We start from the raw sequence: 25,886 nt of genomic DNA, 5'->3' as shown, positions 1-25,886 counted from the left end.
CTCCTTTTTTAGTTAAAAATTTTGCTTAAATACGCGTATTTTTCGCTCTGGCTTATTTCGCCTTTGTTTATGCGTCTCATCATCTCCGATCTGTCGACGCCGCCGCCCGTTCCTCGCGCTATGTCGAATTCATCCTCCGTCTGCTCCTGCGCCTTACCGTGGAAAAATTTTAGATAGACGTTTTCAAGCCCGACAGGAGTAAGTAGCGCGTCGCCTGCGCCGGGGTTTTTCTCGTCGATCTCTAAAATCTTATCCGTGATTTTTTGCATATCAAAATCGGGATAGCTCTTCCTAAAATCCGTCTCCATCTGCGAAAGTTGCGCAGCTTGACGCATTCTTTGAAAGTCCGCGTACTCTTCTTTATTGAGCTTTACGGAGTCGTCCGTGCTCGCCTCGGCTCGCGACTGGGCCTGGGCGGACGTTTTGTTTTCCGCCTGTACCTGTGGTTTGTCCGCGGCTTTTACGGCTGCCTGGGCTTCTTGCGCTTGCGTCTCCTCTGCGGCCGCTAGCCCCTCCAAATCCTGATCATATACGTCCGGCATTATTCGTTACCTCCTAAATTTAGACCTTGCGGCTCATTTGCCTTAGGCGCATTATCTTTGCTCTTCTCTGCCTTCTTGGCCGCCTCTTTTAGCTTTTTATTCTCGGCCTCAAGCTGCGAGACTTTTTGCGACAGCACCATATTTTCGCCTGCAGCTTCGCTTATGCGGTCTTGCAAATTTGCGCACTCCTCTTTGAAACGCTCCGCCTCGCCTTTGGCCTCTAAAATTTCAGCCTTCAAGCGTTCGATCTCGTTTTTGGCTTTAGCTAGCTCGGGAGCGAGATTTTTCGCACCGGATGCGGCTTGCTTCATCTCGGCCTCGGCGGCCTCGTTTTGCGGCATAGCTTCCCACTCCTGCTCGCCTATGATGCTCACGGAGGCAAAGCCATCCTCGCCCTTAGTCCTAACCACGATATCGCCGATGCTTCCGCCGCTGATTTGCCCTTCGTCATCGCCTTTTTTGTAGACGCTAAGCCCGTTCGTGGCCAAAGCGACGATAACGCCCAAAACCTCGTATTTGTCCCTATACGCCATGTCTTCTCCTTTAAAATTTTTATTATTTTATTTATCGCCATCCTAAAAAACATACAAAAACTCCTCGCGCGAATATGTTTCGCACTTAGGGCAAGGCCTGCCCTAAATCCCGCCGTTTGCCAAAGCCGCCATCTCCATCTCCTCCTCGCTAACTTCGCTTTGCGCCTGTTCTTCTTGCCCCGCTTGTTCCTGCGCCATTTGCGCCCGCTCTATAGCCTGAGCTTGCATCGCCGACATCTGAGCCATAGCCTCGTCCACCTGCTCTATCGGCGCGTTTTCGCCCAGGATCAGAGTTAGCACCTCTTTGATTATTTCGCCCGTTATTTGCGGTGAGCTTATTTGATTTTGGGCCAGCACACCCAGTAGCCCGTTTAGTTGATTGATCTTTACTTCGTTTGCTATCGTCGTGCCGAAATTTACCGAAACGTCAAAATCCAGGCGGTTCGCCTTTCTTTGCGCAAGCGTGCCGATCACGTCTATCACGTTCTCGTCTTCGGTGATTTTTACGAATTCGTCGTCGCTTACGAAGCGATACAGCAGCTCTACGAAATGCTGCGCATAGCTTGAAAGCATAGTTTCTAGCAGGGTTTGCATCATGCTTTCTATTCTCATCGAGCTCGCGGCGTTTACCGTTTGTAGCGCGCCCATAGCGCGGCGATCGCTCGGGCTGGTTTGCCCAGTCATTACGCTATTTACGCCGGTTGCTATCTCGTACTCTTTGCCGAGCATATTTATCTCTTCGCTTAGCTGATACGTAGGCGGCACAGGAAACGGCATTATCACGTCGCTCACTCTAGCGCCCATGTCCGTTTCTACCCTGATGACCTTTTTCTTTGCCATCACGTCGCTTACTGCCACCGCCCCCCTGGTTTTATCTACCACAAACGACGGGTCTATCTGATTTTCGGTGATGTCGATTTTTTGATTACGCTTGATGTTGTATTCTTCTTGGATCTCTTTGACGATTTCCGGCACGCACGAGCCGTATACGGCGTTTTCTTTTTCACGCATGCTCTCCTCGACGCTAGGCATCGCGTCTATGCAGTAGCCGAAGTGAAACGGCAGAGTCGAAAATTTCGTCTCTCTTACCAAGAAGTCATTAGCGAAGCTCTTTAGCTCCCACATCTGACGGCCGTTTACATAGACCTTTTTGTAGATATCTTTCATCTGCACTCGCTGGCTCCACTCTACCTTTGAGCCCAGGATGAGATCTTTGTCTTTGCCTTTATAAAATTTCGTTTTGATTTTTTCTTCGACCTGGCGCACGGATTGACGCCATTTGTAGCAGACGTATTCTATGTCGTTGATGTCGCTTGCGTATTTGTCAAAGGCTAGATCAGTGATAGGGATGAAGCGTGTAGCGATGTCGCCCTGCTCTTTGTCGTAGAAAAGATTTACTATGCCCAGAGGCAGATATAGCGCGCTTAGGACTGCCTTACTGAGCCCTACGCGGTGCTCTTTTTTCTTCCAACGGTTTTTTAGTACCGCCGTGAGTGCGTTTTGCAGGACTAGATCGTCGTCGCTTCTGCGTCCGACGCGAGTGATCTCGATCGGGCAGCGATCACTCATAAAGCTTGTTTTAAATATCGCATGTATGATAAAAACGGTAGTTTTGATTAGCGGTACGTAGAGTTTAGAACGGCTGCGCTCGGAGTTTTTGAGCTTGCTCGTTCGTTTGTCGTCTTTGTATGTGGCGAGAAACGCCGCTTCGCATTTTAAAAATCTATCTTTGTGGGTTTCAAGATCTCTAAATGCTTTTTCGATTAAATTTAAGTCGTTATCCATCTAAACTCTCCGCTTTTTTTGCGGATAGTTTAGATTATGAGTTTCCTAAAAAACGTATAAATCGCTAATTTTTTGCGATATTAAGAATATCACTTATCTTGTCATGAAGCTTTTTTAGCAACTCAAGAGGTAGCACGTCGACAATTCCTTCCAAAAAAGTCAAAGTTGGTATATTGCCTCCAGATGAGCCTATTTTATCGCTAGGATTTATTTTTATAGCATCAAAGGTCATATCTAGTAGTTTTTGCTTTCTTTCTTCATCTTCTTCTCCATCTTGCCTGTACACTTCTTTTCTCCAGCCTATATATGCCGTGCTTAGAGACTCTTTATATCTATATTCGGTTGCTATTCTTTTGTATTCAGATATTTGCTTTGTAGAATAATAAATAAAAAATCCGCTAAAAACCCAAAGCGGCAACACTCTTAAAAAGCTACTAAAGTTAAAATCCTTATTGAATGTCATTATAAAATATAAAAAGCATATCACAACAAACACTATATTGGAAGTTGTAAAAATTTTATTCCATGTTTCTAAAAGTTTTTCAGTATCTTCTCTCTGTTCTCTAAAAGATTTTCCTAATTCTGCCGCCGCTATTCCAGGCAATATCTTTTTTGCATCCTCGAATACTTTATTACATTCTTCTTGCAAATTTTTACCAATATTTCGAACGCCTTCAGCCAATTCTTCAGCCTTGGACTTATTGTTCTCCATATCTTGTATGGTTTCGTGCATTTTTTCAACGCAATCCTTACCACCACTGGTTCCATATAAAACATTATGGTATTCTTCAATTTTTTGTATTTTTTGTATTATTTGAGCGTCCATCAAATCATTTAAAATCAATTGCAGTGCATTGCGCTTATCTTCACTTTGCAACAACTCATAAAACTGTATAAACTCATGCGATCTAATAACGTCATTAACCTTATCCTGCAAAGATACTCCATTTACTTCTTTGTTGATTACCCTGTAGTCGTCCAATACTTCTTTTAAGGTCATCACATCTTCTATATTTGCAACATTCAAAACAGCCTCTAGTGCCTTTGCCTTATTTTCATCTTTAAGTATCTCCGAAATCCTATCTAAAACTATTTTTTCTTCTTCCATTTTTTCTCCTTTGAAATTTTATTTTTATATAGTTTTTCGCCAAATTTCAGGCTTTATCGGATTTTTATCACGCCACAATCCAAGCCCTTTGCTTCGCGCTTTCCACTCTTGCGATTCATAAATTTTGGAGTATTTCGTAAAAGCCCATGCGTAACCGTTTAATACCAAAATTTCGTTTACGTCTTTACCGTTCAGATACACGATCCCCAAAACACGCTTATACCTATCCTTACCAAGCTCCTCTATTTGCACGGTTTTACCGACGATCAGATCCGACAAATATCGTTTTGCGGCTGTGCCGTAAGGTTGCTTTTTCTCCGGCGCATCTATGCCATATAGCCTCACTTTGATTTGCTGCCGCTCGAATGTTAAAATTTTGACCGTATCGCCGTCCGTTACACTTATCACTTTGCCCTCGAGCGCAAACAAAAAAAGAGGCACTAAAAAAATGGCCAAAAATTTCACACTCTCACCCTATTATTACCTACATAAATTTTCACAAGGTATTCCATCTTTATCTCTGTCAAGGCTAGAACATCCGCATTGGTTTAGTAAAAAATACGCCTCCGCACAACTTTTTATTTCACTGCAATATTTGCAACCACTGCATTCTATTCTCCTGCCATCAATAATCTTTGAAGGTTTTTCTTCTACCATTTCTTTAACAGCCATAAATATTACAAAAAGCGTTATCGCTAGCCCCAATACGTTCATTATTTTATTAATCGGCTCTTGTTCGCTAAAATTTTCAAATAAACCTCGAAAAAAAACAAACCCTAGTAAAATAGCTATGCATCCTATAAAAATTATAAACACCCATGATTTAAAAAAAAATACCAGCAACACAAATATAAATCCACATATTATATCAGGGCGTTTTTTCAAAAAACTTGCTACACTATCGCCGGTTACGTATTCTATAACTAGCCAAACCAATGCAACAACCAGCACAAAAATAACAACACAAAGTATGACTATAGGTATGGCGTTGCTGTTGTCCACATACATTTATTTCTCTATTATTTCTTTAATTTTTAATAAACTCTCCGTCCATTGTTTTAGCAATTCGCTATTGCCGTATTTTTTAAACAGCTCCGCAAATTCCATAAATTCGTCGCTTACTTTTACCTGATGCCCATTTACTATACTTCCGTTATTGCTGCCGTTTACGACTACGGAGTTTGTATTGTTTGATATGTTTACTCCGCTTTCTAAATACTCGGTCGTTACGTTTAGTTTGGTGGCGATTTCCAAAAACCTTCCTTTTGGAATTTTTTTTCTAACCTTCCACATATCCAATGTGCCATAAGGAATATCAAGAATTTCGCACATTTGTTTATCCGTTTTTACCCCGAGCACGGCACGCATTCTCGCCAAAACAGCCTCCAAATTTTCCATTTTTTATCCTTTTAAGGTAAAATTTGTTAGTATAACCATTGACATTACAAACAATTGTTGGTATAATCACAACATTATTTAACCAAAACGTTAAAATGCTTTAACATTATAGCGTAAAAAGGGTTTTTAAATGGATAAAAAACAAAACACGGCGTGCGATATCGTAGCGGTTACGCAGCGTATTGATACAGCCAGGAGGCTGCTTGACTACGGCAAAAACGACTTCGCAAAGCGAGTGCTTAACACCACCAGAGTTTCTTACTGGAGCATTATCAAAGAAAACAGACCGCCTTTATCGTGGATAATACTGCTTGCGGATCAATATGGCTTTTCGATCAAGTGGTTGTTATTCGGCGAAGGCGAAATTTTTACAAAAAAGGATAGATTATGACTATGCAACTTACACTTAGCATTGTCGCTATCGCGGTTTGCTCCTTCACTGGAGGGGCTATTTTGGCTTTGGCCGCAACGGGGCTGTTTATGCCCAAAGAGGACTAGACTATGACTGCGACGAGGGATTATGTCCGCGTAGACCACGCTAGCATTCTTGAAACTTGCAAGAAAAACCTACAAAATTTAAGCTACCTAGACCGCAAAAACGACCGTCACGATCGTTTTTTGATTTTGGAGCATGCCCTCTTCGTCAAGCAAAACTACCTTTGTCCGCACTTTGACGAGGTAGCTGATTGGTATTACAAGGCTCTTGAATGCGCCGCCAGCGAAAGCGAGCTAGCGGCCTACGTAGCCAAACATACCGGCAAAAGCAAGCTTACGATCTATTTCTATTTTAGGCGTTTTCGTTTCAAAAACCCCGATTTCGCACGCGAAGTCGTGGAAATTTTAAAGAAATTTATTAGAGAAAATAACCTTTTTGCGGATGTGGAATAATGAGCGGCGATAGCATTTTTCAAACAATAAAGCAAACGGTATCGAAACACGATTTTAAAGATTTTATCCAGAGCGTTTATAACATCGAGTTTAAAGGCGGCAATGCGTTTTGTCCGTTTCACGATCACGGCCATGCCACGCCTAGCCTAGGCATTAACTCCGACGCTAGCGGCGCGTATTTCAAGTGCTTTGCTTGCAATACTAGCGGCGATATCGTGAGATTCGTCGAGCTAAAAGAGCAAATTTCGCCGCTTCAAGCAGCCAAAAGGGTTTGCGATCACTTCGGCATTCCAAATGCGATAAACGCAAAAGAGATGACCGAAGAAGAAAAGAAGGCCTACGAAGCGCACCAAGCCCTGCTAAAAGCTGAAAATGAAGCTCGCATGAAAAAAGAAGCCGCCGAGCGCGCGAACAAGGAAGCCAAGCTTAAATTTAGGTTGTCCAAAACCGCTCCGCAGCTTGTAGAAAATAAGCTAAAAAATTATGATTTGATCAAAGATCAAATTTTGGCTCTATTTCCGACGCCTAGCGATATCTTTGATGCATATAGCCGCGAACTTATCGGTTATAGCTTCGAGCACAAAAGCCTGGTTATCATCATCAGAGACGCGGACGGCGCGCCCGTGAACGTAAAATATAGAGAGAAATTTACTTACGATGCGGGAAAAGGCGAGCTAACTAGCGAGCGAATGCCCGGCAAATGGATCGGCGAGAGCGGCGCACATGCTAGCCCGTTCCCGCTAAATTTTTACACCGACTACAAAGGCGATAAAGTAGTTATTTGCGAAGGAGAAAAAGACGCATTAAATTTGATGTGTTTTGGTATATGCGCTTTGACTCTTGGCGGCGTAACGGCAAGCTGGGAAGAACACAAAGAGCTTTTGCTAGACAAGCACGTTTTTATCTGGTTTGACCACGATGAGGCGGGCTACGAAAACGCTATCAAGAAATTTTACGAGCTAAAAGACGTGGCCAAAAGTATCCGCATCGTACTCTTTTATATGATAGGCAAGAACTTTTCAAAGGGTTACGATATTAGCGACTATCTTTACGAACACGCTTTTAAATTTCAGGACGCTAGCCCACTCGACGTCGTTGCCTTTAGCTGTTTTGAACCGACCAACGTCGTCATTGACGAGATATGTGAATACTTCCCGAATCTTTCGGCAAAGCTAGATAAATTTAAACAAAACCTGCCTGTCAAAGAATTTCGCCAAATCAAAGCCGAGATAATGGCGCAAGATATCGAAGGCAACTTCATAAACATTTTCCCGGTCAAGGGCGAGCTCGATGACAAATACGTCGACGAGGTGCTAAACGCAGCAAAAGAGCTGGAAAGAAAAATGGGCGATCGATACGAGGAATTTAAAAAAGCCTATATCCAAAGTTTCCTTTTGACTGAGCAAGAGGAGCAAAATTTCGAGCGTTTTTCAAAGGCTTTTAGCGATGCCTTCCGCATAAACAAAACTATGCGCACGAACTATCACCAAACGCACATCACAGATATGACGGCAAGTTTAAATCAAACGTTTTTAAAACTAGGCTATCGCCTTGGCGAGTATAAAAAGAATTTGCACGTCTGGGCTAGCAACCACTTCATGCAGATAGATACCAATGCGCTAGCCAAATTTATCCACACGCACTGGATGGTTGCGGCATACGTAGATAAGAAAAAGCAAAGCCGCGAGAACGTAAATAAAATCGTAGAGGATCTAACAAGCCTGTCGCTAAATTTAGACGAGATCAAAGCACACGAACCGCGCCGCGTCATAAATTTGCTAAACGGTACGATCTTTATCAGCAAAAACGGCGTCATCACCTTTAAAGAAAAGCACGACTATAAAGACGCCGCGACGAATATCTTAAAATTTAACTACGATACCTCGGCCAAATGCCCGAAGTGGACTAAATTTTTGCGCGATATAATGAGCGACGAGGATGACATAAAAACGCTTATGGAGTTTATCGGCTACTGCTTTATGCCTAGCCACGAATTTGAAAGCTTTTTGTTCCTCTACGGCAAAAGCGGCGCAAACGGCAAGAGCGTTATACTTGATACCATCAGAAACTTTTTTGGCGAGGACAACGTCTCATCCCTGCAGCTTCAACAGTTTGAAGGGCACCAGCTTTGCGCGCTTACAAATAAACTATTAAATATCGGCTCAGAGATCGACAAAAACGGCACCGACAAGGGACAATTAGCAAATCTTAAAGCTATCGTTAGCACCAAAGACGCGATTACCATAAACCCAAAAAACGAAGAGCCTTATTCACTACTTCCTAGCGAAAAGCCTAAGCTTGCGTTTGCCGGTAACGAAAAGCCAAAAAGCGGCATCGATAACGGCGTATTTAGGCGCATGCTGCTTATAGTATTTGATAAAGAGGTAAAAGATAATCAAAAGATACGCGGCCTTAGCGATCGCTTCAGCGATGAGTTGGCCGGCATTTTCAACATGGCACTCGAGGGGCTAAAACGCCTCATTAAACAAAACAAATTTACCCGCTCTAAACGTATGCAAACAGAACTCGAAGAGTACAAAGATAGCGTAAATCCGCTTCGCACATTCGTTAAAGACGCGATCATTGCGGACGCAAACTACTTCGTGCCGTCGGTAGCGCTTTATAAAATCTATCTAGCGTATATGAATGATAAAGGCGGCAAGCCTATAGCGCAAAAAAACTTTGCCCAGGCTCTACGCGACGAGCTTACGCTTGCGGGTATCGGCTGCTCTTACGGCCAAAAACGAATGCCGGTAAATTATGCAGGCGTAGGAGAAAGGCCTAGGTGCTTTTTCGGTTTTAGGGTTAGCAGCGACAATCTCGACTTTGACAGCGTAAAGATAGAAAACGGCGGCGAAATCATAATAAATCAAATGAGCTATTATCAAGCAGGCGGAGCTAAATCCGATGAAAACTAATATTTCTTTGTGGCTCACGATGATTTTAACTAAAAATATCTACAAAGCGTCCTATTTTAGGGCGTTTGATAGATGTTTTACATCTGGGTGGCTCACTTCTGGCTCACGATTTTTATTTTTCTTGAGCCAACGAAAAGCTGTATTTTTGGGGCTTGGCGTGCTGTTGGCTCACAATCTCGCCATTTTTGCCCCTATATCGGTTTGAAATCGTTTTTGTTTTTCAAAAATTTTTTTTAGAACCTATATATAAAAAAAATGGTGAGCCAAAGAGAATTCTTAAACTATTAAACATCGATAAAATCGGGTTTAACTGCTGGCTCAAGTTGTTTAAACTTATGAGCCAAAGAGTTTATAAGATTGCGTATTTTAGGGGCTTGGGGCGGCTCACGGTTTTTTGAGGATTATGAGCCACGCGAGACAAAAAGGAAAATCATGAAACAGATGAACGAAACGCAACAAAAAGCCTTCGAGATATATCTTGATAGCGCGACGTTTGAAACGGACTATAAACCCATCAGCGAGGAGCAGCTAGCCTCAAAGTTAGACGCGCTAGGGCTAAAAGGCTCTAGCAGTTCGATAAATCGCTGGAAAAAGGATTTTAACTGGGCGCAGGCCCTGCAAAACAAAGTTACTCTAGCTATGAGCGAGGACAAGCAAACTAGAAATTTATTGCAAAAGTCAAGCTTAGAAACCGTGGTTAAAAACACCAAGGTAGATATCGAGCGAAATAACGTCTTGCTAGCAGCTAGCTACGAGATCATGGAGGGCGAGGCGCGCCGTATCGTAGCTAGGCAGCGAGAGACGGGCATGGTTAGCGCCGATGACTTTGAGAGGGCAAAATTTATCTCTACGCTTTCAGCGGGCAGAAGCGACAAGATGCTAGACCGCATGGCCATCATGCCACCAGAGGCCGTATCAGCTCAGCAAATTTTATCTCGTTTAAATGGGATTAAGGTTGAGTTCGAGGATGATGTCATTGACGCAGAGGTGCAAGATGAAAAAAGTAGCGATTAGAATTTACGACGCCGCTGGCGTGCCGCGCCGCGCTCTGGGCAGCCCTCCGTCTTTGGGGCGCGTTTTGTTTATCCGTGGGGCTAAAAGGTTTTTAGCGGCCTTGGGGTTGGTTTTAGTTTTAGCGATATGTCAAAATTTAGCAAATTTATAAAGGAGAAGATATGAGCATTGTTTTAAAAGTGCTTTTATGGGTCACAGTCGTATTTTTTGTCCTAAGAATAATTGGGCAATTCAGAAATTCAGAGATAATTAGGCTTGCAGGACTAAAACTAACCTTTGCAAGGGATTGGGCATTAGTGCTATTGTGCCTTTTTGGAATATATTTTATTGGCTAAAAAGGAGAAAAAGATGGTTTTACCTATTTTAAAGATACGCCCTAGCGGCCAAAAACTCGTTTACGATGTTTTGATGCTGGACTTAGCGGCAAAGAGGGTTAAATTTATGCTGGATCCAAAAAAAGAGATGTCTATGGAGCGCGCCATCGAGGACGGCGACGAGATATTCATGGATGCCGCGGCGCCAAAAGAACGAAGCTTATTTGAGGAGTAAGAAGATGACTGTAATCAAAGAGATAGGCGTAGAAGTCGATATAGACGATATTATAGACGACTGTGGTGCACAAGAAGTATTAAAAAAGGTGGATGTGGACGATATTATAAATTTTATTGCTGACCAGGATATGGATGATTTTGCAGAGAGTATCGGCGATAAGATAAACAACTTTAGTGAAGACGCTCTTAAAATGATAGCTTGCCAACTTAGCGACGAAACGGCAGCAACTCTTATCAACGCCATTACAATTTATCATAGGGATTTTGCATGAGAGGCGTTATTAAAATTTACATTTGTAGCCCATATTCGGTATTCGGCGACGATAAAAAAACAGCGCGCGAAGTAGCGATCAAAGCTCTAGCCGAAGCCAACGAGTTTTTTAACGGTGACGAGAAATACGAGCTATTTAGCCCGGTACTAAACAATGCGCGATATAGAAACCTAGACTATGACGAAGTTATGAAAATTTGCCTAAAGCAGCTTGATTCTTGCGGCGCGATATTTGTGCCTAGCCAGAAAACCTGCGACCCCGACATCATACAAGATTCAAAAGGTATTTTGATGGAGATGAATCACGCTTTGCTAAACGGCTATGTGATTTACGACCCTGGCGCGCTATTTGGGGCGATTGAGATATAGGATGAAGTGATGACCACGGCGGAACTAAAAGACGCGGCTATTTTTGTTATGGCATACAGCTATCTAAAAAGGGATAGCTCGCAGGAATTAGGGCTATTCATAAACAAAAAGGCGAGTAAATTTATCGACGAGCTTTTAGCGGCGATGTTTCCTATCGTTGAGTACTACTACGAATACAAGAAACGTATCGACATACAAACTGATGCGCTTAGCAACAAAGCCGCCGTTAGAAAAGAAAACTTCGGCACGACAGCCCCACAGCTAGCCTGCGATCTGCTTTATCTGCGTTTCGCGCCGAACGAGCGCAAAGGGCAAAAGCTAGCTCCGATACTAGCCGAGTTTTACGCGCTCAATAAGGACAAAATAGCATACATAGCAAACAAAAGCTACGACACGAAGTATCGCAAAGAGGCGGAGGATAGCCAACGCCTGGCGTATTTTTACATTGAGAATATTTAAAGGGCGCAAATATGTTTTGGCGAAAAACTGATAAAGAGAAGCTAGTAGAGCTTTTGGAGTGGTTTTTAGGCCACGATTGGAAATTTCTAAAAAGTGATTATAGAAAACTACAAGATTTAAACACGTTGCTTTTAAGATTTGACACCCAGCCAACTTGGATAAATTTTTCGCTTTATAATTGCTTTTACCTCAAACAAGAAGAGCGAGAAAGGCTACTTGAGGCATACAAAAAATTAAAAGGCAAAAACAATGAGAGAGATTAAATTTAAAGCTTATTATAAAGCAGATAAAAGGATATACGAAGTTTTATATCTTGACTTTGCAAACAATGAATTAGGGCTATGGGATGAGGAGACGGAGATTGATTTCGAGTGCTCTTTTGAAGATGTCGAGCTTATGCAATACACCGGCTTGAAAGATAAAAACGGCGTTGAGATTTACGAGGGGGACCTTTTTAGGCCAGGGCCAGGTTACAACGAACATTCTTTTAGAGTGAATTGGGAAGATGAAGATGCAAGATTTCTCGGAATTGGGTATGGCAAAGACTCAGAACGTGCACCTGGTGAGAAATATGTCTGCTATGTAGGCGTGTATAACAAACTTAAAAACAATACAGTAGAAGTTATAGGCAATATCTACGAAAATACCGAGCTTTTGCAATGAACAAAATAGTGCAAGATTTGCGAGCAATAATCGAGGAATTAGCTACTCTTGAAAAGCGGCTCGACGCGCTAAAGCTAAAGATAGATTTGGCGCACGGGGCAAACAGAGAGCCGTACAAGTCCTGGATAGAGGACGTAAAAGAAATAAAAGAAATAATTGAAAGGATAAGACGATGAATACAGACGAAATGATCGAAGTAATGCAAGCCCACACAAGGGGCGAAGCGATAGAGTTTTGCGATCTTGATCGCCCCGATATTTGGTTTGATGTAACCGATACCCCGCAATGGGCGTGGGATTTAAATAGCTACCGAGTGAAGCCTAAAAAGCCGAAATTCAAGGATACTGATTTTGATTTAATGATTTGGAAGACAAGCGAAGCTGAACCACTGCACCCGAAAAACGATTTTTATCAGAGCTCATACATAAAAGAAAGAGGCGATAAAGATGTAAATAACTATGTTTATTTTGACGACGTGCTTTGGTATTGGGAATTCAAGATGTCCGACGGCTGGCATATCAGCCAAACAAGGATGACGAGAGCGCAGGCGCAGGCATTTGTCGGCCAGAGCGTAGAAATCGCCCCGCTTTATGTGCTTGGGTTTAGAGCGAAGGACACGAAATGATAGGACAAGAATACATCACCACCAAAGAAGCAAAAGAGATGCTAGGCGGAGTTTGCGACGCTACGCTTTGGCGCTACGTCAAAGAAGGATATATCGAGAAGCTCAAGTTAGGAAAGAAAACGGTAGTTTATCCTAGGGCTAGCATCGAGAATTTTATAAAAAGCGCGGTCAAAACCGCCCCTATGCAGACGGCTTAAGCGATTAAGCCGTCTAAATAATCCGCCCACCACTGCATCAAACCTTTCATATGCGACAAATTTGCCGCCCTATTATACGCCGCCCTTACCGAGTTTGCGTCTTTGTGCGCTAGACATTTTTCGATGATCGCTTCGGAGTAGCCGTGAACGTGCGTGTTTTCGTTGCAAACGGTGCTAAAGCTTGAGCGAAACCCGTGATATACTATCTCGTCTTTGGTATAGCCCATGCGCCTAAGCGCTACGTTTAGCGTATTTTCGCTCATATACTTCGTTTTGCTAAAGTGGTTAAAAAATAGATAATCGCTGCGCCCGGCAAATTTGCGGTATTCAAGCAGCAACACCTTAACCTGCCTAGATATCGGGAGTTTAAAAACTTCATCCTGCTTCATCTTCCCCGCTTCTATACTCCAAATTTCTTTGTCGAAATCAAACTCGCTCCACTGCGCCGCGCGTATGTTAAACGACCGAGCCGCCGTATAAAGCCCGAGTTTTAGCGCGACCTTTGTTTTATACTCGCCGCCGTATTCGTCGATAGCCAGCACCAGCGCGCGTAGATCGTTATCGTCCGTTAGCGCCGGGTAGTTTTGCTGCTTTTTAGTCTTAAACGTGTATTTAAAATCTATATCCGCGATGATGTTGTGAGACGCTTTGCCGCTAACTACGGCGTATCGCCATAGTTGCCCGCAAAATTGAAATAGCTTTTTTAACACGCTTAGGCTGCCGCTGCTCTCGACTTTTCGCAGGACTTCGATTATTTCGGCGGCCGTAATGCCCGATATATCTCTTTTACCGAGATACGGGAATAGATATTTTTGCGCGTTTCTAGTTTGATTTTGTGCCGTCCACTCTTTGATTATTTCGCTTTTTTTATCTATCCACTCCATGGCCAAACGCTCAAAATTTCTACTCGTATCGCTACTTTTTGCGTTGAGAGGATCGACTCCGTCGTTTATTTGGCGCAAAAGCTCCATCCTTAGCTCTCTAGCCTTGGCCAAAGTCAAAAGCGGATAGTTACCCAAAGCCATGCGCCGCATCTTAAGCGTGAGAGGGCTTTTATATTCAAGCGCAAAAAATTTACGCCCGCCCGGCTCAATAAATATAAACAAATTTTGTCCGTCGGATTTTTTATAAATTTTGTCCTTAGGCTTTAAATTTTTTATGGCCGTGTCGGTTAGCGGGGGATTGATCTTTGGCATTTTTATCCTTTTGTATATCCGCAAGCCCCTAAAAATCAAGCAAAGATTTTTTACGGACAAAAGTTAACGGATAGAGATTTATCTGTAAAATTATCCGTTAAAAATCCTTAAAAGAAAAGAAATGAAAAGAAAAGCAAAGAAAACAAAAGAAAAGCAAAAATCAGGATAAAACCCGATAAAAACGAGCTTCGTGAAAAGAAAAGAATTAAAAAGAAAACTTAAGAAATGAATAAATGGTGCGCTCGAAGGAATTCGAATCCCTGACCTTTTGAACCGCAATCAAATGCTCTATCCAGCTGAGCTACGAGCGCACTTTAAAAGAAATGTGAAGTATAGCCAAAGGTTTCTTAAATCTTTCTAATTTTTGATATATTTGCAAAAATTTCGTTTTTTACCCACCCTACTACATCAAAATTTGCCGTAAGGCCATCAAATTTCAAATTTATGTACTAAATTTGCCACATTTAACCATCTATAAAAATCTTTATGTTATCTTATGTAGCAAATTTAATTAAAAACAAGCGCGCCTGGCTACCGAGCATTAAAATATATAGATAAAGGCAGTACAAGCTAAAAATTTAATAGCAAAAATAGCGAATTTAAAGACTGCATGCAAAGATCATGTTCTAAAAAAGCAAATTTCAAGCATCAGCAAGCAAAAAAGAGTAAAATTCAAAAAACGATAAGAAAGGAAAGCCAAGTGATACATAAAATTTTGATCGCAAACCGCGGAGAGATAGCCGTTCGCGTTATCCGTGCCTGCAAAGACTTACACATCAAAAACGTCGCCATTTACACCAAGCCCGACCAAGACTGCCTGCATGTCAAGATAGCCGACGAAGCCTACCAGATCGGTATCGATCCGATCAAGGGCTACCTAGACGCCAAGCGCATCGTTGAGGTAGCAAAAGCTTGCGGCGCAGACGCCATACACCCGGGCTACGGATTTTTGAGCGAAAACTACGAATTTGCCAAAGAGGTCGAGGATGCGGGTCTAGTTTTCATCGGGCCTACCGCCGACGTCATCCGCAAAATGGGCAACAAAAACATCGCTCGCTATCTGATGAATAAAAACGGCATCCCTATCGTGCCCGGCACCGAAAAGCTAAACAACGAAACGATAGAAAATATCAAGCTCTACGCCGAACGCATCGGCTATCCCGTCATCCTAAAAGCTAGCGGCGGCGGCGGCGGCCGCGGCATCCGCGTCGTGTGGAAAGAGGAGGAGCTAGAGTCTAGCTTTGAAAGCTGCACGCGCGAGGCTAAGGCATTTTTTAATAACGACGAAGTTTTCATGGAAAAATACGTCGTAAATCCGCGCCACATCGAGTTTCAGATTTTAGGCGACAAATACGGCAACATCATCCACTTAGCAGAGCGAGACTGCTCGATCCAGCGCCGCCACCAAAAGATCCTCGAGATCGCGCCCAGCCCAACTATGAGCGAAAGTCTGCGAAAGAGCATGGGCGTGACCGCAGTCGCCGCAGCAAAGGCAGTAAACTACACCAACGCCGGTACGATCGAGTTTTTGTTAGATGATTACAACAACTTTTATTTTATGGAGATGAACACTCGTATCCAGGTCGAGCACGGCGTGACCGAGGAGATCACGGGCGTGGATCTCATAGTGCGCCAGATCCGTATCGCGGCGGGCGAGATCCTCGACATGGAGCAAAGCGACGTCATCACGCAAGGCTTTGCTATAGAGGCGCGTATAACTGCAGAGGACGCGTGGCAAAACTTCATCCCAAGCCCTGGCGAGATCACCGGCTACTACCCTGCTCTGGGCCCTTCCGTGCGCGTCGATAGCCATCTATATAAAGACTATCAGATACCGCCGTTTTACGATAGCTTGCTAGCTAAGCTCATAGTCCGAGCCCCTAGCTACGATCTAGCCGTAAATAAACTAAAACGCGCTCTAGATGAGTTTACGATCGAAGGCAGTGTCAAAACCACGATCCCGTTTTTGCTCAGCATTAGCAAGGAGCGCGACTTTAGGCGAGGATTTTTCGATACGTCATACGTCGAAAACAAGATGCCTACCCTGCTAGAAAAGATGAAAACCAAAGACAACGAGGATAATGAAGAGGTGATCGCTGCAATCGCTGCCGCGATACAAAGGGTAAAAGACGCTAGAAAATTTAAAGAGGAGCACGCGGATGAATGATTTTTTCGATAGTTTAAAGGATATAAAAAAAGAGCTTCAAAAAGAGCAAAATGCAAATTTGAGCTCAAATTCAGCCGCCAAAAACGCCGCGAAGCAAAATTTAAAGCCTGAACCAAAAACCTTCAGCAAAGAAGAAGCCATCGCGCACAAAGAGCAAATTTTGCGCGACGAGTTTCTAGCCTACGTCAAGGACGCGGATATCAAAAAGTGCTAGTCGTGCCGTTTTCCACCCTGCCCAGCCCCTGCCCCTACCTAAAGGACAGGGACTCGCGCATGGAGTATCGCTACGTGGACGGCTGCGACTTTGCCGTAAACGACGCTCTTGCCAGGCGCGGCTTTAGGCGTTTTGGCAAGTATTTTTCCAAGCCAAACTGCGCGGGTTGCCACGAGTGCGTAAATATCAGGGTTGATGCGCTAAATTTTAAATTTAGCAAATCAGCCCGCCGCACGATGCGTAAAAACGAAAATACCAAAATCATCCTAACAAAGCCGCTCATAGACGACGCGCACGTGGCGCTATACAAAAAATACCATAAATTTATGCAAGAAAAGCGCGAGTGGAAGTACTACGAGCTGGACTTTCGCCGCTACTACGAGCTCTACGTCGCGGGGCACGCAGAGTTTGGCAAGGAGATAGCGTATTTTGCCGGCGGCCGGCTCATCGGCGTCGATCTCGTCGATATCCTTAGCGACGGTATCTCGGCGGTTTATTGCTATTACGATCCTGATTTTGCAGATCTTAGCATCGGCAGATACTCGCTCTATCAGCAAATTTTACTAGCAAGGCAGCTAAATTTACGCTGGATATATCTAGGCTACTACGTCAAAGACTGCCCTAGCCTAGCCTACAAGGCCGACTACAAGCCCTACGAGCGCCTGCGCGAATACGTCCCGCTAGACGAAACGCCCGTGTGGGAAAAAACGGAATAAAAAATGCTTTCAAATGCGTTTTATAAAGGCAAAATTTGATAAAAGTAAGTCAAAATCTAGAATCTCTAAGCATAGAAACATCAGACGCCGATCTATTTTTCGAGCTGCAAGCGCTCATAAAGCGAAACTTCGCCAAGACGCTGGGGCAAAAAGGCAAAGTGATGTCGTTTTACGACGAAAACGAGAAGGTTCAGCGCAAATATTTCGTCAAATTTCTAAAAAAACTCTGCCAGAGGTACGAGCTAAAAAACGTAAATTTAAACTTCGCCGAGTATAAAACGATCAAACTCCACTACATCCAACCAAACTCGCTAAAAGCCATGGTTTTCGTCGACGTCGCCTTCGTACGTGGCGGAGCGATATTTAGCTTTGATCGCTCAAACGAGTACTTTATCTCGCACATCATCAAGGGGTTTGAATCAAAGCAAATTTTATCCGCCGAGGGTCAAATCGCCCTAAATATCGCAAATTTGGATGAGTGCGCGCGCCTCGAGGAGCTGTTTAACAAGAGCGAGTATATGAAATTTTCGATCATCTTTAACTATAACGAAGAGGAATTTGAAAAATTTAAAAAACAGATCAAAATCTGCGCCAAGAAAAACAAGGCCAAATTTGCCGCGCTGGCTAGCCTTTTCGAGGACCATTTTACGGTGCTTGGGTGTGATAAAAACGATAGCTTTGAGGAGGTGCGAAACCGCTATCTGGAGCTCGTCAAGGCCTGCCACCCCGACTTTCACGCCGCGCTTAGCCCCGAGCTTTTGGACGAGTGCAAAACGCAGTTTCAGCGTATCCAAAATGCCTACGAGAGCTTGAAGCCTTATTTTAAGGAGCTGGAAGCGGGGACGGAGAAAATTTGATTTTTCAAATTTGAGTAAATTTTACGCTAAATCAAATTTGCGTTTTAGCCGCTATCGCTTTTGAGAATATTTTTGACGACATCGCTAATCTATACATTATTATTGCAAAATTTAAAAGCATAAGCCGTATCTAAAACCCGCTCAAATTTGACACTAATCGCAAATTTGCGCTCATTTGGTTAAATTTACTTCCCCGATTGCAGCAGATAGGTCTTTTTACGTTCGCTGGAGCTGCCGATATTTAGCGCGAGGCGGTATTTGGTTATCGTGCGGCGGACGACCTCGACGTTAAATTCCTTCTTTATAAACTCCAAAATTTTTAGATCGCTAAGCGGCTTGGCGGGGTTTTCGTTTCGGACGAGATTTGCCACGAAGTCCTTGATAGCCTTGTTTGAGACATCCTCGTCGATCGCAGCGGAGAAAAAGCTCTTTATAGGCACGAGTCCGCGCGAACACTCGAGGTATTTATTTGAGATGCCGCGCGAAATGGTCGATGGGTTTCGCCCCAGATCCTCGGCGATGTCCTTTAGGCGCATGGGCTTGATGTCGCCGCCAAAAAAGTAATCGTACTGATACTCCACTAGCATAAGGGCGATCTTTCGCAGCGTGGCTTTTCGCATATCAAGCGCGTCTATGAGGTCTTTTGCTTCTTTTACGCGGGAGGCTACGAAGCTCTCTTTTTCGTCCAGCCCCTCGACGTCGATGACGATCTCGGGGTAAAAGTCGTCGTTGATCCTCACCTCGATACCACCCGAACTCGTGTCGATGACGATGTCGGGAATGATCGCAGCAGCCTCGCTCATATACTCGATAGCGGGCGGATTTTTTAGCCTCTTGATGACGGCGAGTGCTTCATTATAGAGCGGGATTTTGCGCATTTGAGAGAGATTTTCGAAATTTAGCGCAAGCTTTTTTGCGCTTTCAAAAAGCTTTTCGTCCAAATTTAGCTCCTCAAGCTGAAACAAAAAGCTCTCTTTGTAGTCCTTTGCGCCGATGCCCGCGGGCTCGAGGTAGGCAAAGCGCTTGCGCACCGACTCGATCTCCGCCTCGCTAAATTCGTCAAATATTTCAGGCTCGTAGTAGCCCTCCTCGTTTATACACTCGATTATTTTCATCGCGATTTTTTGGGATTTTTCGGTCGGAAACAGAGGCTTATCTATCTGCTCGATTAGCTTGTCGTAAAGCCCCGTTTTAGCCACGCTAAAGCTTTCGATACTATCGGTTACGCTGTTTTTTGATATTTCTTTGAAGAAATTTTTATCTTTTTTGGATGGCGCGGCGCTGGGTAGCTCGCTCAAATTTCGCTGCTGCACGCTAGCAAACGGATTATCCGCTAAAAACGGCTCAAGCGTCTCCTTTAGCTCCTCGACGCTGCTGCTTAGTATCGGCAGCCACGATCGCAACGTGTGCGAGAGCTTATTTTTGGGAGCTTGAGTTTGCTTTAGCATTATTCTACAAATTTAAACTCTTCGCCCAGATAGTGGGTGCGCACGAGTTTGTTGTTCGCGACTTCGTTCGCGCTGCCGCTAGCTAGCAGGCTACCGTCCTTGATCACGTAGGCTCGGTCGCAGATGGCTAGCGTCTCGCGGACGTTGTGGTCGGTGATGAGCACGCCGATGCCAAGCTTCTTTAGATCTCGAACGATACTTTGTATGTCGCTAACGGCGATCGGATCGACGCCGGCAAAAGGCTCATCCAGGAGCAAAAATTTAGGCGTAATGATTAGGCTTCTAGCGATCTCGCAGCGTCTGCGCTCGCCGCCGCTTAGACTCACGCCCTTTCGCAGGCGTATGGGCTCGATATTTAGCAAATTTAGCATTTCATTTACTTTTTTCTCGCGGACGGCCTCGTCTTTATATAGGATCTCGGCGCCGAGCAGTAAATTTTCCTCGACGGAGAGGTCTTTAAATATACTTGATTCTTGCGGCAGATAGCCGATACCCATATGCGCGCGCTTATGCAGCGGCACCTTCGTCACGTCTGCGCCATCTAAAAACACGCTACCGCTAGAGGGCGAGATGAGCCCGCATATCATATAAAACGTCGTCGTTTTGCCCGCGCCGTTTGGGCCCAGCAGACCCACTACCTCGCCGCTTTTGACCTCCAGCGAGATACCTTTTATGATATTTGTTTTTTTGATCGTTTTTTGTAAATCTTTAACTTCTAATTTATGCACCGTAAACCTCGTATTTTCGCCCTTTTTGGCTAGGCGAGATGACTATCTTGACGCATTTTTCGCCCAAATTTGCCAGCGCCTTTTCCAGTCGCTCGTCGCCCCACTCTACCAGGTGAAGCCCCTCCTCTAACAAATTTTCAAAAAGTCCGTTTTGTAAAATCGCGTCAAGTCCGTTTTGATAGATGTCGTAGTGATAAATTTTATCCCCGTAATTTTGCATAACCGAAAACGTAGGCGAAGTAACCTCCGCATCGATGCCGCGAGCCTTTACGATAGCTTTTACTAACGTCGTTTTGCCGCTAGCCAAATTTCCTTGCAATATAACGATGCCGCTTTGGGGTAAAATTTTTACCACCTCGCTAAGCTCGTCAAGTCCTAAATTTAGCTCTATCATAGCTCTTTTACGTATAGCGCTTGGGCTGATTTTGGGATGCTTTTGGTCTCCGGGATCGCCAGCACCTCGTAGCGCGCCTCTCTCGTTAAAAATTTGATCGTAATCACGTCGCCGATCTTGACCTCTTTGGCCGGCTTGGCGACAACGCCGTTTACACTCACGACGCCGCTTTTACACATATCTTCGCTGACCGCGCGCCTTTTCGTTATATTTACGGTATTTAAAAACTTATCTACTCTCATGGCGGCGATTTTAGCCAAATTTGGCTTAAATTTTTAATTCCTCGCCGCTACATATTAAATTTAATGTAAATTTGACGTTTAGCGTACGCGATTTTAGCGGAGATATTTATAACAAATTAATCAAATTTGGCTAAAATACGCGTCATCTCAATATAAAGGATAGAGAATGAAAAAAGACGTGAAAAAAGTCGTTCTCGCCTATTCGGGCGGACTTGATACGAGCATTATTTTAAAATGGCTACAAGACGAGTATAAATGCGAAGTAGTAACCTTTACCGCCGATATCGGTCAGGGCGAGGAGCTAGAACCCGCACGCCAAAAAGCGCTGGAGCTTGGCATAAAACCCGAAAATATATTTATAGAGGATTTAAAAGAGGAATTTGCGCGAGATTTCGTATTTCCGATGTTTAGAGCAAACGCCGTTTACGAGGGCGAATACCTACTAGGCACCTCGATAGCTCGCCCGCTGATAGCTAAAAAACAAGCCGAAATCGCCGCCAAAGTAGGCGCCGACGGCGTGAGCCACGGAGCGACCGGCAAAGGCAACGACCAAGTGCGCTTTGAGCTAGGCTACTACGCGCTGGGAGATAACCTAACCATCATCGCCCCTTGGCGCGAGTGGGATCTAAACAGCCGTGAAAAACTACTAAAATACGCCGAAAAAAACGGTATCAAAATAGAAAAGAAACCGGGCAAAAGCCCCTACTCTATGGACGCAAATTTGCTCCACATCAGCTACGAGGGCTTGGTGCTTGAAAACCCGGCTCACGCTCCGGAAGCCGATATGTGGCGCTGGACTGTAAGCCCCAAAGACGCTCCAAACGAAAGCGAGATAATAGAAATCGGCTACGAAAAAGGCGACCCCGTTAGCATAAACGGTAAAAAAATGAGCCCTGCGGCGCTTCTAGCCGAGCTAAACCGCCTAGGCGCAAAACACGGTATCGGCAGACTCGACCTCGTCGAAAACCGCTCGGTCGGCATGAAAAGCCGCGGTTGCTACGAAACTCCGGGCGGCACGATAATGCTAAAAGCTCACCGCGCGATCGAGAGCATCACGCTAGACCGCGGCGCGGCACACCTAAAAGACGAGCTAATGCCTCGCTACGCAGAGCTCATCTATAACGGCTACTGGTGGTCGCCTGAGCGTATCATGCTGCAAGCGCTCATCGACAAAAGCCAAGAAAACGTAAACGGCACGGTCAAAGTCGAGCTCTACAAAGGCAACGTCATCGTTCTAGGACGCGACAGCAAAACGGACAATCTCTTTAGCGAGGCGTTTTGTACGTTTGAAGAAGACAGCGTATTTGACCAAAAAGACGCGAACGGATTTATCAAACTAAACGCGCTTAGATTTATCATCGGACGCAAAAACGGACGCAAATTTAACTAAATAAAGGATAAAAATGAAAGTACTACTAATAAAAGACGTAAAATCGCTCGGAAAAGCCGGCGAAATCAAAGAGGTAAAGGAAGGCTACGGAAATAACTTCCTAATCGGCAAAGGCTTTGCTAAAGCCGCGACTCCCGATGTTTTGCGCCAGTACGAAGCCGAACAAAAACGCAAGGCCGAGGAGCTAAAATACGAGATCGCAAATATAGAAAAACTAAAATCCGAGATCGAAAAAATCACGCTCAAAGTTAAAAAGCCGCTCGGAGCAAACGGCGCGCTATTTGGCGCGGTAACGAAGGATGAAATTTCAGAAGCGCTAGAAAAAAATCATCATCTAGTCGTAGATAAAAAGGCGTTTGATTTTGCGCACACTATAAAAGCGACCGGTATCTACGAAGTGGACGTCAAGCTCGGCCACGCCGTACGAGCTACGCTAAAACTAGACGTCGAGGGCGAATAAGTGTTTCACGCGACTACCATTTTAGCCTACAAAGGCAAGAATAAATCGGTCATCGGCGGCGACGGACAAGTGAGCTTTGGCAACACGGTGCTAAAAGGCAATGCGGTAAAAATACGCAAAATCCACGGCGGCAAGGTCCTAGCGGGCTTTGCCGGCAGTACCGCAGATGCGTTTAATCTCTTTGATATGTTTGAAAACAACCTCGAGCACGCCAAAGGCGACCTGCTAAAGGCGGTGATCGAGTTTAGCAAAGAGTGGCGCAAGGATAAATACCTGCGCAAACTAGAAGCCATGATGCTGGTGCTTGATAGAGAGAAAATTTTTCTTTTGAGCGGAACAGGCGACGTTGTAGAGCCCGAAGACGGCAAAATAGCCGCTATAGGAAGCGGCGGAAACTATGCTCTCTCCGCCGCAAGAGCGCTGGATAAATTTGCCCAGATCGACGAAGAAGAGCTCGTAAAAGAGAGCCTAAAGATCGCTGGCGAAATTTGCATTTATACGAACACGAACATAAAAACCTACGTTTTAGAATAGAGAAAAGATGAATTTAACCCCAAAAGAGATAGTGAAATTTTTAGACGATTACGTCATCGGGCAAAAGGACGCCAAAAAGATCATCGCCATCGCGCTACGAAACCGCTACCGCAGGATGAAGCTAGATAAAACGATGCAAGACGATATCATGCCAAAAAACATCCTGATGATAGGCTCGACGGGCGTGGGCAAAACCGAGATCGCAAGGCGTCTGTCAAAGATGATGGGCTTGCCGTTTATCAAAGTAGAAGCCAGCAAATACACCGAAGTGGGCTTCGTCGGACGCGACGTAGAAAGTATGGTGCGCGACCTGGCGGCTGCGTCGGTAAATTTGGTCAAAGCCGAACAGCGCGAGAAAAATCGCGAGAAAATCGACGAATATGTAAAAGATAAGATAATAAAAAAACTCCTGCCGCCTCTACCTACAGGCGCAAGCGAAGAGAAAAAAGCAGACTACGAAAAAAGCTACGAAAAGATGATGAGTAGGCTCGAAAACAGCGATCTAGATGATCTAAGCATCGAGATAGAGATCGTGCAAAATAGCTTTGACGCGGGTGCGAACGTACCGCCCGATATGGCGCAAATGCAAGAGAGCTTCGTCAAAATCATCGGCCTAAGCAACAAAACCGTCAAAAAAGAGATGAAGGTAAAAGACGCAAAAGAGGCGCTCAAAAACGAAGCTAGCGATAAAATTTTAGATATGGAGAGCATCAAAACCGAAGCCGTGCGAAGAGCCGAAAACGAGGGCATAATCTTTATCGACGAGATCGATAAAGTCGCGGTGAGCTCCGGAAACTCGGGCAGGCAAGATCCGAGCAAAGAAGGCGTGCAACGCGACTTACTACCTATCGTGGAGGGTTCGACGGTGACGACCAAATTCGGCGCCATAAAGACCGACCATATCCTTTTTATTGCTGCAGGCGCCTTTCATATCAGCAAGCCAAGCGATCTAATCCCCGAGCTTCAGGGGCGTTTCCCGCTGCGAGTTGAGCTTGATAGCCTAGATGAAAACGCGCTGTATCAAATTTTAACTCAGCCTAAAAATTCGCTGCTGAAGCAGTACCAAGCGCTTTTAAAAACCGAAAACGTGGAGCTTAAATTTACGGATGATGCCATAAAAGCTATCGCAAAAATCGCTCAAAACGCCAACGAAAAAATGGAAGATATCGGAGCTAGACGCCTACATACCGTGATCGAGCGCGTGATCGAAGATATTAGCTTTGAGGCTAACGAGCACGGCGGCGAAACAGTAGAGATAGATAAGGCTCTCGTAGAAAAGCGTCTCTCAGACGTCGTCGAGGATCAAGACCTGGCGAGATATATCTTATGAAATCAGGCTTTGTAAGCATCATAGGCCGTACGAATGCAGGCAAAAGCTCGCTTTTAAATTTTTTGCTTGATGCGAAAATCACCATCGTCTCGCACAAGCAAAACGCCACGAGGCGCAAGATCAGCGGTATCGTGATGAACGGCGAAGATCAGATCGTTTTTACCGATACGCCTGGACTTCACGAGAGCAACAAGACGCTAAATAAACTAATGATAAACGAAGCGATAAAATCGATGGGCGACTGCGAAGCGATCGTGTTTTTGGCGCCTATTCACGACAGCATAGACGATTACGTTAAATTTTTAAATTTAAATCCACAAAAACCACATATCTTGGTGCTCACCAAGGTTGACGAAGTCTCAAACGCCAAGGTGTTGGAAAAAATCACACAGTATCAAAAATTTCAAGACAAATTTACCGCACTTTTGCCTTTTAGCGTCAAAAAGCAAACATACAAAAAGCCGCTTTTAGATGAAATTTGCAAGCTTTTGCCAGAACATGAGTATTTTTACGATCCGGAATTTTTAACGCCGACAAACGAAAAAGAAATTTTTCGTGAATTTATCCTAGAGGCACTCTATGATAATCTAAGCGACGAGATCCCCTACTCTACCGACGTGCTCATAGACAAAGTCAAAGAAAAACCAGATATAACTGAAATTTATGCCACCATAATCACCGAACGCGAGACACATAAGTCTATAATTATAGGAAAAAATGGTCAAACTATCAAAAGAATCGGGATAAATTCAAGAAAGTTAATATCAAATTTTACGGGACAAAAAATCCTCGTAAAGCTCGTTGTAGTCGTTAAAAAAGACTGGCGCAAAGACGAAAAAACTATAAAAAGCTTGAATATTTTATAAATAATTATTAAGTCATATATTTT

The 25,886-nt window shown here is 44.3% G+C and carries 35 protein-coding genes and 1 tRNA gene; 23 read left to right on the top strand and 13 right to left on the bottom strand.

Annotation, left to right across the window (positions count from 1 at the left end; all coding sequences use genetic code 11):
* Positions 1-8 precede the first annotated feature (8 nt).
* The 7 genes from Q0394_RS08740 to Q0394_RS08710 form a co-directional block, all read right to left on the bottom strand.
* Entirely contained in the window at positions 9-542 is a 534-nt protein-coding gene (locus tag Q0394_RS08740) for a hypothetical protein (protein ID WP_297938213.1), read from the bottom strand.
* Positions 542-1,075 carry a hypothetical protein gene (locus Q0394_RS08735; RefSeq protein ID WP_298946862.1) on the bottom strand — a complete coding sequence of 178 codons (534 nt, stop codon included), beginning with the start codon at positions 1,073-1,075 and terminating at the stop codon, positions 542-544. Before Q0394_RS08735 ends, Q0394_RS08740 begins: the two co-directional genes overlap by 1 nt.
* Positions 1,076-1,177: 102 nt before the next feature.
* Positions 1,178-2,860 (bottom strand): hypothetical protein, encoded by a 1,683-nt coding sequence (locus tag Q0394_RS08730; protein ID WP_298946860.1) that lies wholly within the window; start codon positions 2,858-2,860, stop codon positions 1,178-1,180.
* A gap of 64 nt (positions 2,861-2,924) precedes the next feature.
* Complete coding sequence (locus Q0394_RS08725) at positions 2,925-3,968, bottom strand: hypothetical protein (RefSeq protein WP_122871288.1); 1,044 nt, start codon at positions 3,966-3,968, stop codon at positions 2,925-2,927.
* Between the two features lie 24 nt (positions 3,969-3,992).
* Entirely contained in the window at positions 3,993-4,433 is a 441-nt protein-coding gene (locus tag Q0394_RS08720; RefSeq protein ID WP_298946859.1) for a thermonuclease family protein, read from the bottom strand.
* Between the two features lie 15 nt (positions 4,434-4,448).
* A complete protein-coding gene (locus tag Q0394_RS08715; RefSeq protein WP_298946857.1) occupies positions 4,449-4,976 on the bottom strand; it encodes an excalibur calcium-binding domain-containing protein in 528 nt (175 codons plus the stop codon).
* On the bottom strand, positions 4,977-5,366 hold the full coding sequence (locus Q0394_RS08710; protein WP_298946855.1) for a helix-turn-helix domain-containing protein: 390 nt from the start codon (positions 5,364-5,366) through the stop codon (positions 4,977-4,979). It abuts the gene before it with no gap.
* 130 nt (positions 5,367-5,496) lie between these two features.
* On the opposite strand from Q0394_RS08710, the gene Q0394_RS08705 reads away from it, so the two are divergent.
* The 14 genes from Q0394_RS08705 to Q0394_RS08640 all read left to right on the top strand — a co-directional run bounded on the left by Q0394_RS08705 (position 5,497) and on the right by Q0394_RS08640 (position 13,321).
* Positions 5,497-5,757, top strand: coding sequence for a helix-turn-helix domain-containing protein (locus tag Q0394_RS08705; RefSeq protein ID WP_298946852.1), 261 nt, complete (start codon positions 5,497-5,499; stop codon positions 5,755-5,757).
* 110 nt (positions 5,758-5,867) lie between these two features.
* Positions 5,868-6,254 carry a hypothetical protein gene (locus tag Q0394_RS08700; RefSeq protein WP_298946850.1) on the top strand — a complete coding sequence of 129 codons (387 nt, stop codon included), beginning with the start codon at positions 5,868-5,870 and terminating at the stop codon, positions 6,252-6,254.
* Positions 6,254-9,172 carry a phage/plasmid primase, P4 family gene (locus Q0394_RS08695; protein WP_298946848.1) on the top strand — a complete coding sequence of 973 codons (2,919 nt, stop codon included), beginning with the start codon at positions 6,254-6,256 and terminating at the stop codon, positions 9,170-9,172. Before Q0394_RS08700 ends, Q0394_RS08695 begins: the two co-directional genes overlap by 1 nt.
* 432 nt (positions 9,173-9,604) lie before the next feature.
* On the top strand, positions 9,605-10,186 hold the full coding sequence (locus Q0394_RS08690; RefSeq protein ID WP_122871280.1) for a hypothetical protein: 582 nt from the start codon (positions 9,605-9,607) through the stop codon (positions 10,184-10,186).
* Positions 10,167-10,337: a hypothetical protein gene (locus Q0394_RS08685; RefSeq protein ID WP_163026397.1), complete on the top strand. Its 171-nt coding sequence runs from the start codon at positions 10,167-10,169 to the stop codon at positions 10,335-10,337. Before Q0394_RS08690 ends, Q0394_RS08685 begins: the two co-directional genes overlap by 20 nt.
* A 10-nt stretch (positions 10,338-10,347) precedes the next feature.
* Positions 10,348-10,521: a hypothetical protein gene (locus tag Q0394_RS08680; protein ID WP_163026396.1), complete on the top strand. Its 174-nt coding sequence runs from the start codon at positions 10,348-10,350 to the stop codon at positions 10,519-10,521.
* Positions 10,522-10,534: 13 nt separating this feature from the next.
* Complete coding sequence (locus tag Q0394_RS08675) at positions 10,535-10,735, top strand: hypothetical protein (RefSeq protein ID WP_122871279.1); 201 nt, start codon at positions 10,535-10,537, stop codon at positions 10,733-10,735.
* A gap of 4 nt (positions 10,736-10,739) precedes the next feature.
* A complete protein-coding gene (locus Q0394_RS08670) occupies positions 10,740-11,009 on the top strand; it encodes a hypothetical protein (RefSeq protein ID WP_298946846.1) in 270 nt (89 codons plus the stop codon).
* Positions 11,006-11,377: a hypothetical protein gene (locus Q0394_RS08665; protein ID WP_298946844.1), complete on the top strand. Its 372-nt coding sequence runs from the start codon at positions 11,006-11,008 to the stop codon at positions 11,375-11,377. Before Q0394_RS08670 ends, Q0394_RS08665 begins: the two co-directional genes overlap by 4 nt.
* A 9-nt stretch (positions 11,378-11,386) precedes the next feature.
* On the top strand, positions 11,387-11,836 hold the full coding sequence (locus tag Q0394_RS08660) for a hypothetical protein (RefSeq protein WP_298946842.1): 450 nt from the start codon (positions 11,387-11,389) through the stop codon (positions 11,834-11,836).
* An 11-nt stretch (positions 11,837-11,847) separates the two neighbouring features.
* Positions 11,848-12,099, top strand: a complete 252-nt coding sequence (locus tag Q0394_RS08655; RefSeq protein ID WP_298946840.1) for a hypothetical protein — start codon at positions 11,848-11,850, stop codon at positions 12,097-12,099.
* Positions 12,086-12,499, top strand: coding sequence for a YopX family protein (locus Q0394_RS08650; RefSeq protein WP_298946838.1), 414 nt, complete (start codon positions 12,086-12,088; stop codon positions 12,497-12,499). The genes Q0394_RS08655 and Q0394_RS08650 overlap by 14 nt, the downstream gene beginning before the upstream one ends.
* A 172-nt stretch (positions 12,500-12,671) precedes the next feature.
* Positions 12,672-13,124, top strand: coding sequence for a hypothetical protein (locus tag Q0394_RS08645; RefSeq protein ID WP_298946836.1), 453 nt, complete (start codon positions 12,672-12,674; stop codon positions 13,122-13,124).
* Complete coding sequence (locus tag Q0394_RS08640) at positions 13,121-13,321, top strand: helix-turn-helix domain-containing protein (RefSeq protein WP_122871271.1); 201 nt, start codon at positions 13,121-13,123, stop codon at positions 13,319-13,321. The genes Q0394_RS08645 and Q0394_RS08640 overlap by 4 nt, the downstream gene beginning before the upstream one ends.
* Here the strand turns inward: Q0394_RS08640 and Q0394_RS08635 are convergent.
* Both Q0394_RS08635 and Q0394_RS08630 read right to left on the bottom strand, forming a co-directional pair.
* A complete protein-coding gene (locus tag Q0394_RS08635) occupies positions 13,318-14,517 on the bottom strand; it encodes an integrase arm-type DNA-binding domain-containing protein (protein ID WP_298946834.1) in 1,200 nt (399 codons plus the stop codon). The two genes, Q0394_RS08640 and Q0394_RS08635, sit on opposite strands and share 4 nt — an antisense overlap.
* 234 nt (positions 14,518-14,751) lie before the next feature.
* Positions 14,752-14,828: transfer RNA gene (locus tag Q0394_RS08630), tRNA-Arg, on the bottom strand.
* Between the two features lie 389 nt (positions 14,829-15,217).
* On the opposite strand from Q0394_RS08630, the gene Q0394_RS08625 reads away from it, so the two are divergent.
* The 4 genes from Q0394_RS08625 to Q0394_RS08610 are packed head-to-tail and all read left to right on the top strand — an operon-like array spanning position 15,218 to position 18,471.
* Positions 15,218-16,684 (top strand): acetyl-CoA carboxylase subunit A, encoded by a 1,467-nt coding sequence (locus Q0394_RS08625; protein ID WP_002950241.1) that lies wholly within the window; start codon positions 15,218-15,220, stop codon positions 16,682-16,684.
* On the top strand, positions 16,677-16,898 hold the full coding sequence (locus Q0394_RS08620) for a hypothetical protein (protein ID WP_002947719.1): 222 nt from the start codon (positions 16,677-16,679) through the stop codon (positions 16,896-16,898). The genes Q0394_RS08625 and Q0394_RS08620 overlap by 8 nt, the downstream gene beginning before the upstream one ends.
* The gene (locus tag Q0394_RS08615) at positions 16,892-17,614 is read left to right on the top strand and encodes an arginyltransferase (RefSeq protein ID WP_298946832.1); all 723 of its coding nucleotides are present in this window, start codon (positions 16,892-16,894) and stop codon (positions 17,612-17,614) included. The genes Q0394_RS08620 and Q0394_RS08615 overlap by 7 nt, the downstream gene beginning before the upstream one ends.
* Before the next feature lie 35 nt (positions 17,615-17,649).
* Positions 17,650-18,471 carry an adenylosuccinate lyase gene (locus Q0394_RS08610; RefSeq protein WP_298946830.1) on the top strand — a complete coding sequence of 274 codons (822 nt, stop codon included), beginning with the start codon at positions 17,650-17,652 and terminating at the stop codon, positions 18,469-18,471.
* A 185-nt stretch (positions 18,472-18,656) separates the two neighbouring features.
* Here Q0394_RS08610 and Q0394_RS08605 read toward each other — a convergent pair whose 3' ends face one another.
* Genes Q0394_RS08605 through Q0394_RS08590 form a run of 4 tightly spaced genes read right to left on the bottom strand, consistent with a single transcriptional unit; the run spans position 18,657 to position 21,283 of the window.
* The gene (locus tag Q0394_RS08605; protein WP_298946828.1) at positions 18,657-19,919 is read right to left on the bottom strand and encodes an RNA polymerase factor sigma-54; all 1,263 of its coding nucleotides are present in this window, start codon (positions 19,917-19,919) and stop codon (positions 18,657-18,659) included.
* Positions 19,919-20,647, bottom strand: coding sequence for an LPS export ABC transporter ATP-binding protein (gene lptB / locus Q0394_RS08600; protein WP_002947715.1), 729 nt, complete (start codon positions 20,645-20,647; stop codon positions 19,919-19,921). Before lptB ends, Q0394_RS08605 begins: the two co-directional genes overlap by 1 nt.
* Positions 20,640-21,041 (bottom strand): tRNA (adenosine(37)-N6)-threonylcarbamoyltransferase complex ATPase subunit type 1 TsaE, encoded by a 402-nt coding sequence (gene tsaE, locus Q0394_RS08595; protein WP_298946826.1) that lies wholly within the window; start codon positions 21,039-21,041, stop codon positions 20,640-20,642. The genes lptB and tsaE overlap by 8 nt, the downstream gene beginning before the upstream one ends.
* A complete protein-coding gene (locus Q0394_RS08590) occupies positions 21,038-21,283 on the bottom strand; it encodes a S4 domain-containing protein (protein WP_124851202.1) in 246 nt (81 codons plus the stop codon). Before Q0394_RS08590 ends, tsaE begins: the two co-directional genes overlap by 4 nt.
* 166 nt (positions 21,284-21,449) lie before the next feature.
* On the opposite strand from Q0394_RS08590, the gene Q0394_RS08585 reads away from it, so the two are divergent.
* The 5 genes from Q0394_RS08585 to era are packed head-to-tail and all read left to right on the top strand — an operon-like array spanning position 21,450 to position 25,863.
* The gene (locus Q0394_RS08585; RefSeq protein WP_009494474.1) at positions 21,450-22,673 is read left to right on the top strand and encodes an argininosuccinate synthase; all 1,224 of its coding nucleotides are present in this window, start codon (positions 21,450-21,452) and stop codon (positions 22,671-22,673) included.
* Positions 22,674-22,686: 13 nt separating this feature from the next.
* Entirely contained in the window at positions 22,687-23,133 is a 447-nt protein-coding gene (gene rplI / locus Q0394_RS08580) for a 50S ribosomal protein L9 (protein WP_002945216.1), read from the top strand.
* Entirely contained in the window at positions 23,134-23,667 is a 534-nt protein-coding gene (gene hslV / locus Q0394_RS08575) for an ATP-dependent protease subunit HslV (RefSeq protein ID WP_002947707.1), read from the top strand.
* 7 nt (positions 23,668-23,674) lie between these two features.
* A complete protein-coding gene (hslU, locus tag Q0394_RS08570) occupies positions 23,675-24,997 on the top strand; it encodes an HslU--HslV peptidase ATPase subunit (protein WP_298946824.1) in 1,323 nt (440 codons plus the stop codon).
* Positions 24,994-25,863: a GTPase Era gene (gene era, locus Q0394_RS08565; RefSeq protein ID WP_298946822.1), complete on the top strand. Its 870-nt coding sequence runs from the start codon at positions 24,994-24,996 to the stop codon at positions 25,861-25,863. Before hslU ends, era begins: the two co-directional genes overlap by 4 nt.
* The last annotated feature ends 23 nt before the right edge of the window (positions 25,864-25,886 follow it).

It is taken from the genome of uncultured Campylobacter sp., assembly GCF_938039205.1.
Taxonomy (GTDB): Bacteria; Campylobacterota; Campylobacteria; order Campylobacterales; family Campylobacteraceae; genus Campylobacter_A.
Note: the sequence above shows the minus strand (reverse complement) of the source record. Positions and strands in the feature narration are given on the sequence as shown.

What these genes read in the sequence shown, in the direction of transcription:
- Q0394_RS08640 (WP_122871271.1), top strand. Translation starts at nt 13,121, where the DNA reads ATGATAGGACAAGAATACATCACCACCAAAGAAGCAAAAGAGATGCTA.
- Q0394_RS08650 (WP_298946838.1), top strand. Translation starts at nt 12,086, where the DNA reads ATGAGAGAGATTAAATTTAAAGCTTATTATAAAGCAGATAAAAGGATA.
- Q0394_RS08585 (WP_009494474.1), top strand. Translation starts at nt 21,450, where the DNA reads ATGAAAAAAGACGTGAAAAAAGTCGTTCTCGCCTATTCGGGCGGACTT.
- Q0394_RS08695 (WP_298946848.1), top strand. Translation starts at nt 6,254, where the DNA reads ATGAGCGGCGATAGCATTTTTCAAACAATAAAGCAAACGGTATCGAAA.
- Q0394_RS08635 (WP_298946834.1), bottom strand. Translation starts at nt 14,517, where the DNA reads ATGCCAAAGATCAATCCCCCGCTAACCGACACGGCCATAAAAAATTTA.
- rplI (WP_002945216.1), top strand. Translation starts at nt 22,687, where the DNA reads ATGAAAGTACTACTAATAAAAGACGTAAAATCGCTCGGAAAAGCCGGC.
- Q0394_RS08665 (WP_298946844.1), top strand. Translation starts at nt 11,006, where the DNA reads ATGAGAGGCGTTATTAAAATTTACATTTGTAGCCCATATTCGGTATTC.
- Q0394_RS08690 (WP_122871280.1), top strand. Translation starts at nt 9,605, where the DNA reads ATGAAACAGATGAACGAAACGCAACAAAAAGCCTTCGAGATATATCTT.
- Q0394_RS08670 (WP_298946846.1), top strand. Translation starts at nt 10,740, where the DNA reads ATGACTGTAATCAAAGAGATAGGCGTAGAAGTCGATATAGACGATATT.
- Q0394_RS08655 (WP_298946840.1), top strand. Translation starts at nt 11,848, where the DNA reads ATGTTTTGGCGAAAAACTGATAAAGAGAAGCTAGTAGAGCTTTTGGAG.
- Q0394_RS08735 (WP_298946862.1), bottom strand. Translation starts at nt 1,075, where the DNA reads ATGGCGTATAGGGACAAATACGAGGTTTTGGGCGTTATCGTCGCTTTG.
- Q0394_RS08680 (WP_163026396.1), top strand. Translation starts at nt 10,348, where the DNA reads ATGAGCATTGTTTTAAAAGTGCTTTTATGGGTCACAGTCGTATTTTTT.
- Q0394_RS08590 (WP_124851202.1), bottom strand. Translation starts at nt 21,283, where the DNA reads ATGAGAGTAGATAAGTTTTTAAATACCGTAAATATAACGAAAAGGCGC.
- Q0394_RS08725 (WP_122871288.1), bottom strand. Translation starts at nt 3,968, where the DNA reads ATGGAAGAAGAAAAAATAGTTTTAGATAGGATTTCGGAGATACTTAAA.
- Q0394_RS08710 (WP_298946855.1), bottom strand. Translation starts at nt 5,366, where the DNA reads ATGGAAAATTTGGAGGCTGTTTTGGCGAGAATGCGTGCCGTGCTCGGG.
- Q0394_RS08730 (WP_298946860.1), bottom strand. Translation starts at nt 2,860, where the DNA reads ATGGATAACGACTTAAATTTAATCGAAAAAGCATTTAGAGATCTTGAA.
- Q0394_RS08705 (WP_298946852.1), top strand. Translation starts at nt 5,497, where the DNA reads ATGGATAAAAAACAAAACACGGCGTGCGATATCGTAGCGGTTACGCAG.
- Q0394_RS08715 (WP_298946857.1), bottom strand. Translation starts at nt 4,976, where the DNA reads ATGTATGTGGACAACAGCAACGCCATACCTATAGTCATACTTTGTGTT.
- Q0394_RS08660 (WP_298946842.1), top strand. Translation starts at nt 11,387, where the DNA reads ATGACCACGGCGGAACTAAAAGACGCGGCTATTTTTGTTATGGCATAC.
- Q0394_RS08675 (WP_122871279.1), top strand. Translation starts at nt 10,535, where the DNA reads ATGGTTTTACCTATTTTAAAGATACGCCCTAGCGGCCAAAAACTCGTT.
- Q0394_RS08605 (WP_298946828.1), bottom strand. Translation starts at nt 19,919, where the DNA reads ATGCTAAAGCAAACTCAAGCTCCCAAAAATAAGCTCTCGCACACGTTG.
- Q0394_RS08700 (WP_298946850.1), top strand. Translation starts at nt 5,868, where the DNA reads ATGACTGCGACGAGGGATTATGTCCGCGTAGACCACGCTAGCATTCTT.
- Q0394_RS08740 (WP_297938213.1), bottom strand. Translation starts at nt 542, where the DNA reads ATGCCGGACGTATATGATCAGGATTTGGAGGGGCTAGCGGCCGCAGAG.
- Q0394_RS08685 (WP_163026397.1), top strand. Translation starts at nt 10,167, where the DNA reads ATGAAAAAAGTAGCGATTAGAATTTACGACGCCGCTGGCGTGCCGCGC.
- Q0394_RS08645 (WP_298946836.1), top strand. Translation starts at nt 12,672, where the DNA reads ATGAATACAGACGAAATGATCGAAGTAATGCAAGCCCACACAAGGGGC.
- hslU (WP_298946824.1), top strand. Translation starts at nt 23,675, where the DNA reads ATGAATTTAACCCCAAAAGAGATAGTGAAATTTTTAGACGATTACGTC.
- tsaE (WP_298946826.1), bottom strand. Translation starts at nt 21,041, where the DNA reads ATGATAGAGCTAAATTTAGGACTTGACGAGCTTAGCGAGGTGGTAAAA.
- era (WP_298946822.1), top strand. Translation starts at nt 24,994, where the DNA reads ATGAAATCAGGCTTTGTAAGCATCATAGGCCGTACGAATGCAGGCAAA.
- Q0394_RS08620 (WP_002947719.1), top strand. Translation starts at nt 16,677, where the DNA reads ATGAATGATTTTTTCGATAGTTTAAAGGATATAAAAAAAGAGCTTCAA.